The following is a 14280-nucleotide window of genomic DNA, read 5'->3' on the forward strand; positions in this document are numbered from 1 at the left end:
TCACTGCTTGACGCTGCCGGCGGCGAGGCCCGACTGCCAGAAGCGCTGCAGGAAGAGGAACGCGACGACGATCGGGACGATCGTCAGCAGCGATCCGGTGATGACCAGGTTGTAGATCGGTTGTGCCGCGACCCCGGTCGCCTGCGCGCTCCACTGGCTGAGGCCGACCGTGAGGGGGTACCAGGTCGGATCGCTCAGCATGATGAGCGGCAGGAAGTAGTTGTTCCAGGTCGCCACGATCGCGAACAGCGCGACGGTGACGACGCCCGGTGCGAGCAGTCGCAGCGAGATGGTGAAGAACGTGCGGAACTCGCTCGCGCCGTCCATCCGGGCGGCCTCGAGCAGCTCGGTCGGGATGGCCTCGGTGGCGTACGTCCAGATCAGGTACAGGCCGAACGGGCTGATGAGCGAGGGCAGGATGATCGCCCACGGCGTGTTCGTCAGGCCGACCTGGCTGAACATGAGGAAGGTCGGCACGGCGAGCGCCGTTCCCGGGACCGCGATCGCACCGAGCACGACCGCGAACACCGCGCGCTTGCCCGGGAAGTTGAACTTCGCCAGCCCGTAGCCCGCGACGGTGGCGAGCAGGGTCGCTCCACCGGCGCCGACGACCACGTAGAGCAGGGTGTTGCCGAGCCACTTGAGGAAGATGCCGTCGCGGTAGGTCAGCGTGTCCGCGATGTTCTGGAAGAGGTTGAAGTCCTTCCCGAACCAGAGACCGAACGACGAGAAGAGGTCCGGCTGGGTCTTCGTCGCGTTGACGATCAGCCACACGAGCGGCACGAGCGAGTAGATCGTGAAGAGCACCATCACGATGGTGAGCACGATCGACCGGCGCGGGCGCCGGCCCTGCGTGAACGACTTCTCGGCTCGGCGCTCCGCCTTACGGGCGGCGGCGCGGTCGGAGCGGGTGGGGGCGACGTCGGTGAGCGTGGCCATCAGTTGACCTCCTTGCGGGAGCCGCGGAGCTGGACCACGTACGCGATCACCGCGGTGACCACTCCCATCACGATCGCGACCGTGGCCGCGTAGTTGAACTGCTGCCCGGCGAAGGACAGGTTGTAGGCGTACATGTTCGGGGTGAAGTAGCTGCTGATCGCGTTGGGGGCGATCTGCTTGAGCAGGTTCGGCTCGTTGAAGAGCTGGAAGCTGCCGATGATCGAGAAGATCGTGGCGATCACGATCGCGCCGCGGACCGCGGGGATCTTGATGCTGAAGACCTGGCGGAACGCGCCGGCGCCGTCGATCTCCGCGGCCTCGTACAGCTCGCCGGGGATGACGCGGAGCGCCGCGTAGAAGATGAGCATGTTGTAGCCCATGAACTCCCAGGTGACGATGTTGCCGATCGAGCCGAGGATCCACGATCCGCTGAGCGGCGCGAGGCTCGTGCCGAACAGCTGGTTGACGCTCGCGGTGAGGCCGAACTGATCGCCGTAGATGAAGCCCCAGATCAGGGCCGCCACGACGCCGGGGACCGCATACGGGAGGAACAGCGCGATGCGGAAGAAGCCGGAGCCGTGCAGACGCGCGCTGTCGAGGGCGAGCGCCGCGATCAGGGAGATCGCGAGCATGATCGGCACCTGGATGACGAGGAAGATCGACACCCGGCCGAGCGACTCCCAGAACTTCTCGTCCTGGAACACGGCGATGTAGTTGCTGAGGCCCACGAAGGCGTTGCCGCCGATGAGCTGCTGCCGGAACAGGCTGAGGTAGATGGCGTACAGCACCGGCGCGATGATCATCGCGGCGAACACGACCATGAACGGAGCGACGAAGGCCCAACCGCGCCAGTCGCGACGGGCGCGGCGCTTGCGGGGCTTCGGAGAGACGGCCTGCCGGCTGGCCGGCGGCGTGAGGGACGTCGTTGTCATGGCCTTCCTTGGATGGTTCGGGGGCAACACGGTGATGTTTACGTCAACATCTGCTGGCATACCCTAACATGTTGACGTCAACATCGCGCAAGTCCGGTGTGCATATCCACGCGGAACGCGCGGAGTTCAGCAGAATGGGGAGCTATGACCGAGTCGATCGCCGAGCCCGCGCCCGGCACAGCGCCGCGCGGCCGGCGCAAGCGGGGCCCCTCCCTCGGCGACGTGGCCGCGCATGCCGGCGTCTCGACCCAGACCGTGTCGCGCGTCGCCAACGGGCTCACCAACGTGGAGGCCGCCACCCGCGAGCGCGTGCTCGCCTCCATGCACGCGCTCGGCTACCGCCCCAACCACGCGGCGCGCGCCCTCCGTTCCGGCCGCTTCCGCAACCTCGGCGTCGTGATGTTCACCCTTTCCTCCTACGGCAACATGCGCACGCTCGACGCGATCGCCGTCAACGCGGCCACCGCCGGCTACTCGATCACCGTCGTGCCCGTCGAGCGGCCCACGCAGAAGGACGTCAGCATCGCCTTCTCGCGCCTGCTGGAGCAGGCCGTGGACGGCATCATCATCGTCATCGAGGCGCACATCGTCGACGGCGCCGACGTCGAGCTGCCCGAGGGCCTCTCGGTGGTCGTCATCGACTCCACCCAGCGCCCCGACTACCCCCAGGTCGACAACGACCAGGCGCTCGGTGCGCGCCTCGCCACCGAGCACCTCCTGTCGCTGGGCCACGAGACCGTGTGGCACATCTCCGGCCCCACCGAGTCGTACTCCGCGGGGCGGCGCGAAGAGGCCTGGCGCGAGACCCTGGAGGCCGCGGGCGCGCCCGTGCCGGAGGTACTGCACGGTGACTGGTCGACGGCAACCGGCTACGAGCACGGTCTCGCGATCGCCGAGCGTCCCGAGATCACCGCGGTCTTCGCCGCCAACGACCGCATGGCGCTGGGCGTGCTGCGCGCACTCCACGAGGCCGGCCGACGCGTCCCGGACGACGTGAGCGTCGTCGGCTTCGACGACATGGCCGAGTCCGACTCGTTCTGGCCGCCGCTGACGACCATCCACCAGGAGTTCGAGGCCACCGGCCGCCGCGCGGTCGAACTGCTCATCGCCGAGATCGAGGGCCGGCCGGAGCCGGTCACCTCCACCGTCGTCCCGACCCGCCTGGTCGTGCGCAGCAGCACGGGCCCCGCCCCGCGCTAGCCCTCGCTATACTGCGAGAGTCCGGCGGGCCGCTCCCCGAGCCTCCCGCCGATGCTCGAAAAATGGGCACGAGGCGCGCGCGGGGATGCGCGCGCGAGACACATACGGAAGCTCACCATCCGTCCTGTCTCGAAAGGCTCCGCCATGCCCTCCGTGTCCGCACACGTCGCCGCCACCCTCGCCGCCCACGTCCAGCACGTCTTCGGGGTGATGGGCAACGGCAACGCCTACGTCCTCGACGCACTGGAGCGCCAGGGCGCCGTCCCGTACACGCCGATGCGGCATGAGGGAGGCGCGGTGGTCGCCGCCGACGCCTTCCACCGGGCGTCGGGTGGCCTCGCCGCGGCAACCGCCACCTACGGCGCGGGCTTCACGAACACGCTGACCGCCCTGGCCGAGGCCGTGCAGGCGCGCATTCCGCTCATCCTGCTGGTCGGTGACGAGCCCACCTCGGGCCCGCGGCCGTGGGGCGTCGACCAGATCGCCCTCGCGTCCGCCGTCGGCGCCCGCACGTACACCGTGGGCCGCGCGGATGCCGCGGCGACCACGATGATCGCGGTCGAGCACGCGCTCACCTATCGCGTGCCGACGGTCCTGGCGATCCCCTACGACATCGCGACGCGGGAGGCGGGGCCGATCCCGGCCGCACCGCAGCCCGTGCTGCCCGCGCCCCTCGCGCCGACGGGACCCTTCGCCGCCGGTGCGGTTACGGCGGCGGCCGAGGCCCTCGCGCACGCGGAGCGTCCGCTCCTCTTGGCGGGGCGCGGCGCCTGGATCGCCGGGGCGGGCGAGGCGCTCGGCGCCCTGGCCGACGCGACCGGTGCGATCACCGCCACGACCGCGCTGGGCCGCGGCGTCTTCCCCGACGACCGCTACGACCTGGGCGTGAGCGGTGGATTCGGCGCGGAGGCCGCGATGGAGCTCATCCGGGAGGCCGACGTCGCCGTCGTCTTCGGAGCCTCCCTCAACCAGTTCACGATGCGGTTCGGCGAACTGTTCGCGCCCGGAACGCGCATCATCCAGGTGGATGTCGCCGCCGCCGCGACGCACCCCTACGTCGGCAGCTACCTGCGCGGCGACGCGCGGGTGGTGGCGGAGGCGCTGGTCGCCGAACTGGGCGAGCGCGATGGCCGCCCGTCGGGCTGGCGCGAGTCGGTCGACGTCACTGCCCTGCGTGCGCACGAGCTGGGCCGGGCCGATGGTCTTGCCGACGATGGCCTGCTCGACCCGCGCGCTGCCGCCGCGCGCATCGGCGAGCTGCTGCCGGAGGACCGCGTCGTCGTCTCCGACGGCGGCCACTTCATCGGCTGGGCGAACATGTACTGGCCCGTCGCCTCCCCGGACCGGATGATGATGGTCGGCACGGCGTATCAGTCGATCGGTCTCGGGTTCCCGAGCGTCCCGGGCGCCGCGGTCGCGCATCCCGAGTCCACCGTCGTCCTGAGCACGGGCGACGGGGGCGGTCTGATGGCTCTCGCCGACCTGGAGTCCGCCGTGCGCGTCGCGGGCGGCCACGGCCTGGCCGTCGTGTGGAATGACGCCGCCTACGGCGCCGAGGTGCACGTCTACGGCCGGAAGGGCCTCGCACAGGCGCCCATGCTCATCCCGACGGTCGACTTCTCCGGACTCGCCCGCGCCGTCGGCGCCGAGGCCGCGATCATCCGCACGCTCGACGACCTCGCGGTGCTCGCCGAATGGGCCGCACGCCCGACGGACGAGCGCCCGTTCCTGCTCCTCGACCTGCGCATCTCCCCCACCGTCGTGGCGCCGTACCAGCAGGAGATCTACCGCGTGAACAGCTAGCCCCGCCGCCGAGGTTCACGAAAGGGCGCCAATTCCGTGCGGAAAGGGCGCCCTTTCGTGAACCTCGAGTGCGGAGGCGGGAGTCAGCCGCGGGCGCCGTAGATCGGCGAGCGCGCCTGCTCGGCCTCGTTGTCCGGCCCCAGCGGGATGCCGGTGCGGTCGCGCAACAACAGCGTCGCGATCAGTCCGATCACGGTCATGCCGGCGAGATAGAGCGTCACGGCGAACGTCGATCCCGTCGCCTGCACCAGCGCCGTCGCGATCGTCGGCGCGAAGGCCCCGCCCAGGATGGCGCCGATCGCGTACGAGATCGACACCCCCGAGAAGCGCACCGACGCCGGGAAGAGCTCCGCGTAGTAGGCCGCCTGCGGTCCGTAGGTGAAGCCGAGCCCGATCGTCAGCACGGCGATGCCCAGGAAGAGCAGCCACACGCTGCCGGTGTTCACCAGCGGGAAGAGGGAGAAGACGCCGACGAGCTGGAGGATCCAGCCCGCGATGTAGGTCGTGCGGCGCCCGATGCGGTCGCTGAGCCTGCCCGCGTACCAGGTGGAGAGCAGCCAGGTGACCGCCGACGCGGCGACGGCCCAGAGCACGGGGCCGCGGTCGAGCGCGATCGGCCCGTCCGGGTTCGTCGCGTAGTTCTGGATGTAGCCGCCGGTCGTCATGTAGCCGACGGCGTTGTTGCCGGCGAAGATCAGCGCCGCGATCACCACGAGCAGCGCGTGCTTGCGGAACAGCTGCACGATCGGAGTGCGGGTCTGCTCCTTGCGCTGGGCGATCTCGAGGAAGACCGGGCTCTCCTCCACCCGGCGGCGTACGTAGTAGCCGATCAGGATGAGGACGATCGACAGCAGGAACGGCACGCGCCAGCCCCACGCGAGGAAGGCGTCGCCCGGTGCGATCACGGCCATGAGCGCCATCGTGCCGGAGGCGAGCAGGAGGCCCAGCGGCACGCCGATCTGCGGCGACGCCCCGAAGAGGCCGCGGCGCGCGGTCGGCGCGTGCTCGACGGCCATCAGCACCGCCCCTCCCCATTCACCGCCGGCCGAGATGCCCTGCACGATGCGCAGGAGCACGAGCAGGATCGGAGCCGCGATGCCGATGGCCGCGTACGTCGGAAGAAGGCCGACGAGCGCGGTCGCGGCGCCCATGAGGATGAGGGTGATCATCAGCACGAACCGGCGCCCGTACTTGTCGCCCAGGTGCCCGGCGACGAAGGCGCCGAGCGGGCGGAACAGGAAGCTGACGCCCACGGTGAGGAACGACAGGATGGTCGCGAACTGCGGTCCTGCCGGCTCGAAGAAGAGCTGGCCGAAGACCAGAGCGGCGGCCGACGCGTAGATGAAGAAGTCGTACCACTCGACCGTGGTGCCCACCACGGTGGCGAAGACGACCCTCCGGCGATCCGTCCGGGCGGCGAAGCTCCCGGTCGGTGTGAAGGCGGCGGGCGGGGGCGGGGATGGCTGCGACGTGCTCATGCGGGGTTCTCCTTCGATCGACGTCGTCGTCTGTCGAGTGGATGGGCTGTATCCGTCTCGATCGTATATTATACGATCTCGGATATGAACTCTACGGCGAGACCGAGGACAGGGTCCGCGCGATCTCGTTCTGCAGCCACGGGGCCATGAGTGCGAGCCCTTCCGGCGTGAAGTGGGCGCCATCCGAGTAGAGCTGGGCGCCGTCCGGCGTGGTCGTCCGGCACGTCCCGCCCGGGCAGACAGCGGCGTGCAGATCGAGGCGGACGACATTCGGATGGGCCGCGATGACCGCGTCCTCGATCGCGGTCTTGCAGCCGAGCCGCTTGCTCGTGAGCGACACCGTCCAATCGCGGGGGCGGTCGTTCGAGAGCAGGATCAGCGGGGGCTGCTCCTGCTCGGCTCCGATGGCGACGAGCAGCTCGAGCTGCGACCGATAGCGCGTCGCCCACACGTCCGTGCACGGGCCGACCCAGGAGCCTTCGAAGAGTTGGTCGTCCGCGTCCCAGAGGTTGTGGAGGACGATCGCCTCGGGCGCGCTTCCGTTCTGGGCCGAGCGCAGCTTGTCCTTCCACGGCCAGCAGAGCCGTTGCGACTCGGTGATGAACCCGCTGTCGGCGCGGGCCCGTGTGGCGTCGAAGATCCCGCAGCCGCCGTACGTGACGTTGACGGGCGTCAGGTCGGCCGTGCGGTGCTCCGCGAGCGAGGCGTACATGTTTCCCGCCACCGAGTCACCGACCACAGCGACGGTGAGGGGTCCACCGTTCGGGGCCGTCGGGAACGGGAGGGGATCGCTGACGGCGAAGGCACCGTCGGTGTTCTGCGCACCCGGCGCGGGCGCGGCACGAGGGGCGTTCACCCGCTGGACGGGAAGACCCCAGGCGAGGCCGGCGACGAGTCCCGCACCGAGGAGGATGGCGATGGTCGCCCCGACCGGCTTCCAGGTGCGGGTGCGCAGCGGCTCGGCGACGAGGTAATGCAGGCAGGCGGCGGCGAGCCAGGTCGCGATTCCGCCGATCGCGAAGAGGGCGAGAGGGTGCAGATCGGGGCCGAAATTCTTCTGCACCAGCCAGAAGACGGGCAGGTGGAGCAGGAACATCGAGTACGACAGCATCCCGACGACACGGAACGGCTTCCAGGAGAACGGCCGGACCAGCGCGTTCTCCGGAAAGCAGAGCGTCGCAGTGAAGACGGCGATCGCCACTGCGACGAGAGCGAACCCGCCCAGGTACAGCCAGTCTTCGTGGTATCCGATCGTGGCGACGCTCACGGCGACCACTGCGGTGAGCGTCGCGGCGCTGAGCGCCGTCACCCCGGCACGGGCGAGCGGGCCGGGGGCGACCGGCGGAAGGCGTGACCGCCGCCGCAGGATCAGGAACACGACCGCGGCGGCCGCGCCGCCGGCGACGAACGCCACGATGCGCGAATCGGTCCCGAGGTAGAGCCGATCGGAGTTGGTGCCGTCGTACTGCAGGGGCGCGATGAGCGCCGTGGCGACGAGGGCGATGGACAGCCAGATGGCGAGGCCGCCGGGTCGGCGGCGACACACGAACCACCCGAGGAGGACGACCACGGGCCAGACGAGGTAGAACTGCTCGGTCACCGACAGCGACCACATCTGTCCCAGAGGGACCATCTGACCGGTCTGGTCCCAGTAGGCGGCGTTCGCCCCGATCTGCTGCCAGTTGGCGACTTGCAGCAGAGACGCGACGGCGGTCCCGGCGGCGGAGGTGAGCTCGTCGAGCGTTCCCTCCGCCCAGACGAGGAGGACAACGGCGGTGAGGGTGAGGAAGAGGGACGGCAGGAGCCGCCGAGCGCGTCGGGCGTAGAACCTCCCGATCTGGATGCGCCCGGTGCGCGTGGCCTCGCGGATCATCAGCAGAGTGATCAGGAAGCCGGACACCACGAAGAACGCGTCGACGCCGAAGAGCCCCCGGGTCGACCATCCGCAGTGGTAGAGCAGGACGGAGATGATCGCGACGCCTCGCATGCCGTCGACGGCGTCGAATCTCGTCGCAGGGGCGCTGGTCCGGTCGCTCGGCCGTGCGGTCCCCCTGGCGCTCCGTCTCGATTCGGCCGCCGCCGCCGTGCCTCCCACGGCACGCTCCAGCTCGCGCAACTCGCGTCGCGTCTGTGGGGGGCCGGTCACAGGCATGGGGGGTCTCCTCGGGTCGCCAGGTGGCCGCTCGCTGGTCACGCAGGTGGCCGTTCGGGCACGCGGATCGCGCGGGCCCGGAACCCTGAGCCCTCATTTTTAGCAAGGCGGCGCGCGCCGTCTGCGTGTAAGGACCGGGCACCTCCGCACGCGCGGCGAGCGATTGCGTAGGGACGGTCGCGATTCACCGCAGTCCGGCGGGCGGCAACGGTAGCTCCGGTTCGCACTAGGATCGCCTCGATGACGACCGACGAACGAACGCAGAGCAAATCGCGGGCCGCGTACGACTGGGTCAAGGCGAGGATCGCCCGGCGCGAGTACACCCCCGGCTACCGGCTGGTGCTCGGCTCGATCGCGGCCGAGCTCGACATGAGCGTCGTCCCGGTCCGGGAGGCGCTGCGGCAGCTCGAGGCGGAGGGGCTCGTCACCTTCGAGCGCAACGTCGGCGCCCGCGTCGCGATGGTCGACGAGTCGCAATACGCGTTCAGCATGCAGGCCCTCGCCATCCTGGAAGGGTCGGCGACGGCGCTCGCCGCCCGCACCCTCACCCCGGCCGACCTGAAGCGGGCGCGTGACATCAACGACCGGATGGTCGCGAGCCTCGACCACTTCGACCCGGGAGCGTTCACGGCACTCAACCACGAGTTCCATGCGTCGCTCTACGGCCCGTGCCCGAACGCGCGGCTGCTGGATCTCGTGAACGCCGAGTGGGGACGCCTGGGCAACCTCCGCAACTCCACCTTCGCCTTCGTACCCGGCCGCGCCCAGGAGTCGGTGCGCGAGCACGAGGGCATCGTGGGCCTCATCGAGTCGGGCGCTCCGCTCGACGAGATCGAGTCGGCCGCCCGCCGCCATCGCTCGGCCACCCTCGACGCCTACCTCGAGCACGAGCACACCCCCGCCTGACCCGAGCCACCGCGAGGCGGCACGAAGTGCACGCGATTCCGCCGAGAGGGCGGACTATTCGCCGCCTCGGCGGGGCGGATCGTCCCACCCGGCCGCCTCGCGCACACGTCGGGCGACCTCCTGAGGCGCCGCCACGGTCGTGTCGACGACCACGTCGTCGAGCGCGGCGGCCTCCAGGATCCCGGCGAGCTCCCCCGCCCGATGGAGGTGCCACTCGAGGCCCTCGGGATCGTCGGCATGGCGCGAGCGCAGCCGCCGCTCGACGACCGCCGGCTCGGCGACGAGCCGGCAGACGAGCATTCCTTCGGCGGCCAGCGCCTCGACGTAGCGCGGCACCTCCGCCGGTTCCTCGATCACCCCGGCCAGGATGAACCGGCGCGCTCCCGCCTCTCGGTAGTTCGCGGCGAGCGCGAGGAGGTTGCGCAACTCCAGCTCGTGGTTGAAGACGTCGCCCCTGGGCGCGGGATGCAGACGGCGCAGCTGATCGAGGTCGACGACCGCGTGCGGACCGGGTTCGAGCGCGCTGATCGCCTCCGCGACCGTCGACTTGCCGACGCCGACCGTCCCGTTGAGAAAGACGCAGTCCATCCCCACATTCTCGCCCGCGAGGCGGCGCGAAGGGCACGGAAACAGGTCGAGGCGGCGGATGATTCGCCGTCTCGGCGCAGCGGGCGGCACTGACCATCCGAAGCGAGCCGCCGATAGTCGGCAGAGACGGCACCGGCCGTCCCGAGTGGAGGTTCCCCCGTGATCGACTTCCCCCGCACCGACTCCCGCCCCGCCGACTCGCCACGACGCCGGCGCTCCGCCCTCGCGGCCGCCATCCTCACCGCCGCCCTCGTCGTCGGGGGTGCGGTCGCCTCCACCGCGGCGAGCGCCGCCTCCGATCGCGTGGACGTCACCTGGACCACCACCAACACCTGGACCACCGGGTTCCAGGCCTCCGTGGATGTCGCCAACGGCTCGACCACGAAGCTGGCGCCCTGGCAGGTGCGCTTCACCTTCCCGCACACGCTGGTGAGCATCTGGTCGGCGGTGCAGCAGCCGTCGGAGCCGGGCACGCTCACGGTCGGAGCCCCCTCCTGGGCCACGGCCCTGACGCCGGGCGCGAAGACGAACTTCGGCCTCACCGCGACGAAGGCGGGGACGGCGGCGATCGTGCCGGCGGGCTGCAGCATCGTCGGCCTGCCCGCAGGCGTGTCCGTGCCGTGCTCGGTGAACGGCGGCCCGGTGGGTGGAGGCGGCACGACCACGCAGACCGCCACCCCGACCCCCACCGCCACCGCGACGCCGACGCCCACACCGACCCCGACGGCCACGCAGACTCCGAGTCCGACGCCCACCACGGGCGGCCTCCAGGTCACCTGGAGCACCACCTCCGAGTGGACGGCCGGCTTCCAGTCCGCCGTGCGGGTGCGCAACACCTCGGGCGCCTCGCTCAGTCCGTGGCAGCTCTCCTTCGACACCGCGGCAACGGTCGTGAGCCTGTGGGACGGAACGGCCGCGACCACCGCCGGCGGATTCTCCGTGACGGCGCCGTCGTACGCGAAATCCCTCCCCGCGGGCGGCGAGATCACGTTCGGGCTCACATCGAACAAGGCGGCGGGCGCCGGTCTCGTCCCGACCGCCTGCCGCGTCGTCGGAGCGGACCTCCCGTGCACGATCAACGGCACGACGAGCACGCCCGAGCCCACACCCACGCCGACGCCGACCCCGACCCCGACCCCGACCGTCCCTGCGCCGTCCGGCTCCCTCCTCGTCGCCCCGTACGTCGACCTGGGTCTCTGGCCGACGGCCGACCTCACGGCCTTCAGCCAGGCGAGCGGCGTCTCGGCGGTGACCGCCGCGTTCGTCGTGGCCGACCGCAGCAGCGCCTGCTCCCCCACCTGGGCCGGCTACACGGCGTACACGATCGGCGGCGCTCAGGACTTCCAGTCGAACATCGCGGCCTTCCAGTCGGCCGGCGGCCGCGTCGTGGCCTCGTTCGGCGGAGCCGTGAACGACGAGCTCGCACGGGTCTGCATCGATCCGGCGAAGGTCCTCGCCGCGTACACGAAGGTCGTCACCCGCTTCGGCCTCGACCGCGTGGACTTCGACATCGAGGGCGCCGACGTCTCCGATGCCGCGGCGAATCAGCGGCGCGCGACGGCGGTGGCGGCGCTGCAGAAGCAGCGCGCGGCCGCCGGGCACCCGCTGCAGGTCACCCTCACGCTCCCGGTCATGCCGTACGGCCTCCTGGACAGCGGGCTGCGGACCATCCGCGAGTTCGCCGCCGCCGGCGTCCAGCTCTCCGCCGTGAACCTCATGACGATGGACTACGGGACGGGCGTCACCGACATGGCGAAGGCCGCCATCGATGCCGCGACGGCGACCGCCGCGCAGCTGAAGACCGTGAGCGCGTATGCCGCGCTCTCCGACGCGCAGCGCCGCGCCCTCGTCGCCGTGACGCCCATGATCGGCGTGAACGACACCGGCGAGGTCTTCACCCTCGCGAACGCCACGACGGTCGCGGCGTACGCGAAGGCGAACGGTCTCGCCGGGCTCGGCTGGTGGGAGCTCACCCGCGACCAGCCGTGCACCGGGGGCATCCCGGCCTACATGTGCACCGGGATGTCGTCCACGCGCTGGGCCTACTCGAAGGCGTTCGTCGCGGCCGCACGCTGATCGGCCCCGACGACGGCGGGACCGGTGCCCTGACCGGCGCCGGTCTCGCCGTTGAGCACCGCCCAGGTCCCGAACCCGACCAGGGCGATCGCGACGAGCGCCAGGATGACGGCGACCACGACGGTCGCACGCTTGTGACTCACGGACCCTCCCCCGGGTGGACAACGGTGTCCACCCTACGGGGAGAACGGTAGGTTTTCGGAATCGCGCGCCGACAGGGTCAGACCGTCGTGGTGCGGCGCGCCCCGAGGATCGGTGCGAAGAAGGCCGCGAGCGTGTCCTTCGCCCCGAGCGGCAGCACGTGCGCGACGTACTGGTCGGGCCGCACCACGACGATCGCACCGCCGCGATCGATGCCGCGCGCCTCGAAGACGTCGTCGGCGGGATCCGCGGCGTAGACCTTCTCCTGGTCGATCAGCCCGAAGGGGCCGACCCGGGGCCGGAACACCGACGGGACCGCCCCGAGATCGACCTCCGTGTGCGGCTGCTGGTAGACCACCTTCACGTCGAAGTGGGCATCGAGGTCGGCACCCTCCGGTGTGGAGACCACGATCGGCGACTCGGGCGCGTGCTCCAGCCACTCGGCCAGGTCGGCGACCGCCGCAGACTCCCCGGGCGATGCCGCGTCGGCGAACACGTAGATCCGCCAACGACCGTCCGCCTTCGCGTGATGACCGAGGTGCACGGGGTTGCCGTCGCAGACCCGCGTCGCCATCGGTGACTTGAAGCGCTTGCCGAGCGGGAAGCCGGTCGCGAGGTCCTGGTTCGCGGGCTCGCCGACGAGGAGGCTCGGCGGGTACTGCGTCATGAATCCGGCCGGGAACTCCGCGGTGCGCACGTAGAAGTCCTCCAGCTCCGTCGGGTCACCGAGCTCCTCGGGCTTCGCCGCCATCAGCGACGACCACTCGCGGTCGAAGTCGATGAGGTTCTGCGCGATGACCTGGCGCTCCGCCGAGTAGGTGGCGAGCAGGCTCTCCGGGCTCCGGCCGTCGAGCACGTGCCCGAGCTTCCAGCCGAGGTTGAAGCCGTCCTGCATCGAGACGTTCATCCCCTGGCCGGCCTTAGCGCTGTGCGTGTGGCACGCGTCACCGGCGATGAACACGCGCGGCGTCCGGGTGCCGAGCTCCTCGGCGATCACGTCGTCGAACCGGTCCGTCAGGCGGTGCCCGACCTCGTAGACGCTGTGCCAGGCCACGTTCTTCACGTCGAGCACGTACGGGTGCAGGATCTCGTTGGCCTTGGCGATGATCTGCTCGATCGTCGTCGCCCGCACCGCGCCGTTGTCGCCCTCCCTGACCTCGCCGAGGTCCACGTACATCCGGAACAGGTGGCCGCCCTCGCGCGGGATGAGGAGGATGTTGCCCGCCTCCGACTGGATCGAGCACTTGGTCCGGATGTCCGGGAAGTCGGTGACGGCCAGCACGTCCATGACACCCCAGGCGTGGTTCGCCTGGTCGCCGGCGAGCGTGCAGCCGATGGCCTCCCGCACCTTGCTGCGCGCGCCGTCGGCCCCGAGCACGTACTTCGCCCGGACGACCCGCTCCTCCCCCGCGCGCTCGCCCGCCGTGCGCACGAGTCGCACGCTCACGGGGTGCTCGGCGTCGTCGTCGACGGTCAGCCCGGCGAACTCGTAACCGTAGTCCGGGCGTATCCGGGCGGGGGCGTTCGCCATGTACTCCGCGAAGTAGTCGAGCACGCGCGCCTGGTTGACGATGAGGTGGGGCCACTCGCTGACGCCGGTGGGGTCGTCAACGGCGCGGGCGGCGCGGTGGATGCGCGACGGATCCGCCGGGTCCGGCTTCCAGAACGCCATCTCGGTGATCCGGTACGCCTCCGAGATGATCCGCTCGGCGAAGCCGAAGGCGTCGAAGGTCTCGACGCTGCGCGCCTGGATGCCGTCGGCCTGCCCGATCGCGAGCCGGCCCGGGCGGCGCTCGACGATGCGGGTCGTCACTCCCGGGAACTGCGAGAGCTGCGCCGCGGTGATCATGCCGGCCGGGCCGGTGCCGACGATGAGCACGTCGACCTCGTCGGGCAGCTCGTCGGGACGGTCGATGCCGGTCCCGGCCGCGGGCTGCACACGGGGGTCTCCTGACACGTAACCGTGGTGATGGAACTGCACGGGTTCTCCTCACTTCGCTGTGGGGTCTGTTCGATTATCGAACAACGAATTCTGATATCGCACACCGATCATAGGCACACGACA

The 14280-nt window shown here is 70.7% G+C and carries 11 protein-coding genes; 4 read left to right on the top strand and 7 right to left on the bottom strand.

Going from position 1 to position 14280, the window contains the following annotated elements:
• Together FHX33_RS20845 and FHX33_RS20850 are read right to left on the bottom strand one after the other, a co-directional pair.
• A complete protein-coding gene (locus FHX33_RS20845; RefSeq protein WP_021757603.1) occupies positions 1 to 939 on the bottom strand; it encodes a carbohydrate ABC transporter permease in 939 nt (312 codons plus the stop codon).
• A complete protein-coding gene (locus FHX33_RS20850) occupies positions 939 to 1871 on the bottom strand; it encodes a carbohydrate ABC transporter permease (protein WP_039920940.1) in 933 nt (310 codons plus the stop codon). Before FHX33_RS20850 ends, FHX33_RS20845 begins: the two co-directional genes overlap by 1 nt.
• A 144-nt stretch (positions 1872 to 2015) precedes the next feature.
• Here FHX33_RS20850 and FHX33_RS20855 point away from each other — a divergent pair, with 144 nt between their 5' ends.
• Positions 2016 to 3071 (top strand): LacI family DNA-binding transcriptional regulator, encoded by a 1056-nt coding sequence (locus tag FHX33_RS20855; protein ID WP_021757605.1) that lies wholly within the window; start codon positions 2016 to 2018, stop codon positions 3069 to 3071.
• Positions 3072 to 3215: 144 nt separating this feature from the next.
• Complete coding sequence (locus tag FHX33_RS20860) at positions 3216 to 4874, top strand: thiamine pyrophosphate-binding protein (RefSeq protein WP_183428939.1); 1659 nt, start codon at positions 3216 to 3218, stop codon at positions 4872 to 4874.
• A gap of 83 nt (positions 4875 to 4957) precedes the next feature.
• On the opposite strand, the gene FHX33_RS20865 is transcribed toward FHX33_RS20860, so the two are convergent.
• Positions 4958 to 6352, bottom strand: coding sequence for an MFS transporter (locus FHX33_RS20865; RefSeq protein WP_021763182.1), 1395 nt, complete (start codon positions 6350 to 6352; stop codon positions 4958 to 4960).
• Positions 6353 to 6443: 91 nt separating this feature from the next.
• On the bottom strand, positions 6444 to 8504 hold the full coding sequence (locus FHX33_RS20870) for an acyltransferase family protein (RefSeq protein ID WP_021763183.1): 2061 nt from the start codon (positions 8502 to 8504) through the stop codon (positions 6444 to 6446).
• 240 nt (positions 8505 to 8744) lie between these two features.
• Between FHX33_RS20870 and FHX33_RS20875 the strand changes: the two genes are divergently transcribed.
• On the top strand, positions 8745 to 9410 hold the full coding sequence (locus FHX33_RS20875; protein ID WP_021763184.1) for a GntR family transcriptional regulator: 666 nt from the start codon (positions 8745 to 8747) through the stop codon (positions 9408 to 9410).
• A 54-nt stretch (positions 9411 to 9464) separates the two neighbouring features.
• On the opposite strand, the gene FHX33_RS20880 is transcribed toward FHX33_RS20875, so the two are convergent.
• Complete coding sequence (locus tag FHX33_RS20880; protein ID WP_021763185.1) at positions 9465 to 9998, bottom strand: phosphotransferase-like protein; 534 nt, start codon at positions 9996 to 9998, stop codon at positions 9465 to 9467.
• Between the two features lie 159 nt (positions 9999 to 10157).
• Between FHX33_RS20880 and FHX33_RS22240 the strand changes: the two genes are divergently transcribed.
• Entirely contained in the window at positions 10158 to 12074 is a 1917-nt protein-coding gene (locus FHX33_RS22240; protein WP_021763186.1) for a cellulose binding domain-containing protein, read from the top strand.
• Here FHX33_RS22240 and FHX33_RS20890 read toward each other — a convergent pair.
• Both FHX33_RS20890 and FHX33_RS20895 read right to left on the bottom strand, forming a co-directional pair.
• Positions 12041 to 12217 (bottom strand): hypothetical protein, encoded by a 177-nt coding sequence (locus FHX33_RS20890; protein ID WP_021763187.1) that lies wholly within the window; start codon positions 12215 to 12217, stop codon positions 12041 to 12043. The two genes, FHX33_RS22240 and FHX33_RS20890, sit on opposite strands and share 34 nt — an antisense overlap.
• A 77-nt stretch (positions 12218 to 12294) precedes the next feature.
• Entirely contained in the window at positions 12295 to 14196 is a 1902-nt protein-coding gene (locus FHX33_RS20895; RefSeq protein ID WP_039922339.1) for an FAD-binding monooxygenase, read from the bottom strand.
• Positions 14197 to 14280 lie beyond the last annotated feature (84 nt).

This window comes from Leifsonia aquatica, from assembly GCF_014190775.1.
Lineage (GTDB): Bacteria > Actinomycetota > Actinomycetes > Actinomycetales > Microbacteriaceae > Leifsonia > Leifsonia aquatica.

Coding starts and splice junctions, on each gene's coding strand:
- FHX33_RS20875 (WP_021763184.1), top strand. CDS start 8,745: ATGACGACCGACGAACGAACGCAGAGCAAATCGCGGGCCGCGTACGAC.
- FHX33_RS20865 (WP_021763182.1), bottom strand. CDS start 6,352: ATGAGCACGTCGCAGCCATCCCCGCCCCCGCCCGCCGCCTTCACACCG.
- FHX33_RS20870 (WP_021763183.1), bottom strand. CDS start 8,504: ATGCCTGTGACCGGCCCCCCACAGACGCGACGCGAGTTGCGCGAGCTG.
- FHX33_RS20860 (WP_183428939.1), top strand. CDS start 3,216: ATGCCCTCCGTGTCCGCACACGTCGCCGCCACCCTCGCCGCCCACGTC.
- FHX33_RS20850 (WP_039920940.1), bottom strand. CDS start 1,871: ATGACAACGACGTCCCTCACGCCGCCGGCCAGCCGGCAGGCCGTCTCT.
- FHX33_RS20855 (WP_021757605.1), top strand. CDS start 2,016: ATGACCGAGTCGATCGCCGAGCCCGCGCCCGGCACAGCGCCGCGCGGC.
- FHX33_RS20880 (WP_021763185.1), bottom strand. CDS start 9,998: ATGGACTGCGTCTTTCTCAACGGGACGGTCGGCGTCGGCAAGTCGACG.
- FHX33_RS20845 (WP_021757603.1), bottom strand. CDS start 939: ATGGCCACGCTCACCGACGTCGCCCCCACCCGCTCCGACCGCGCCGCC.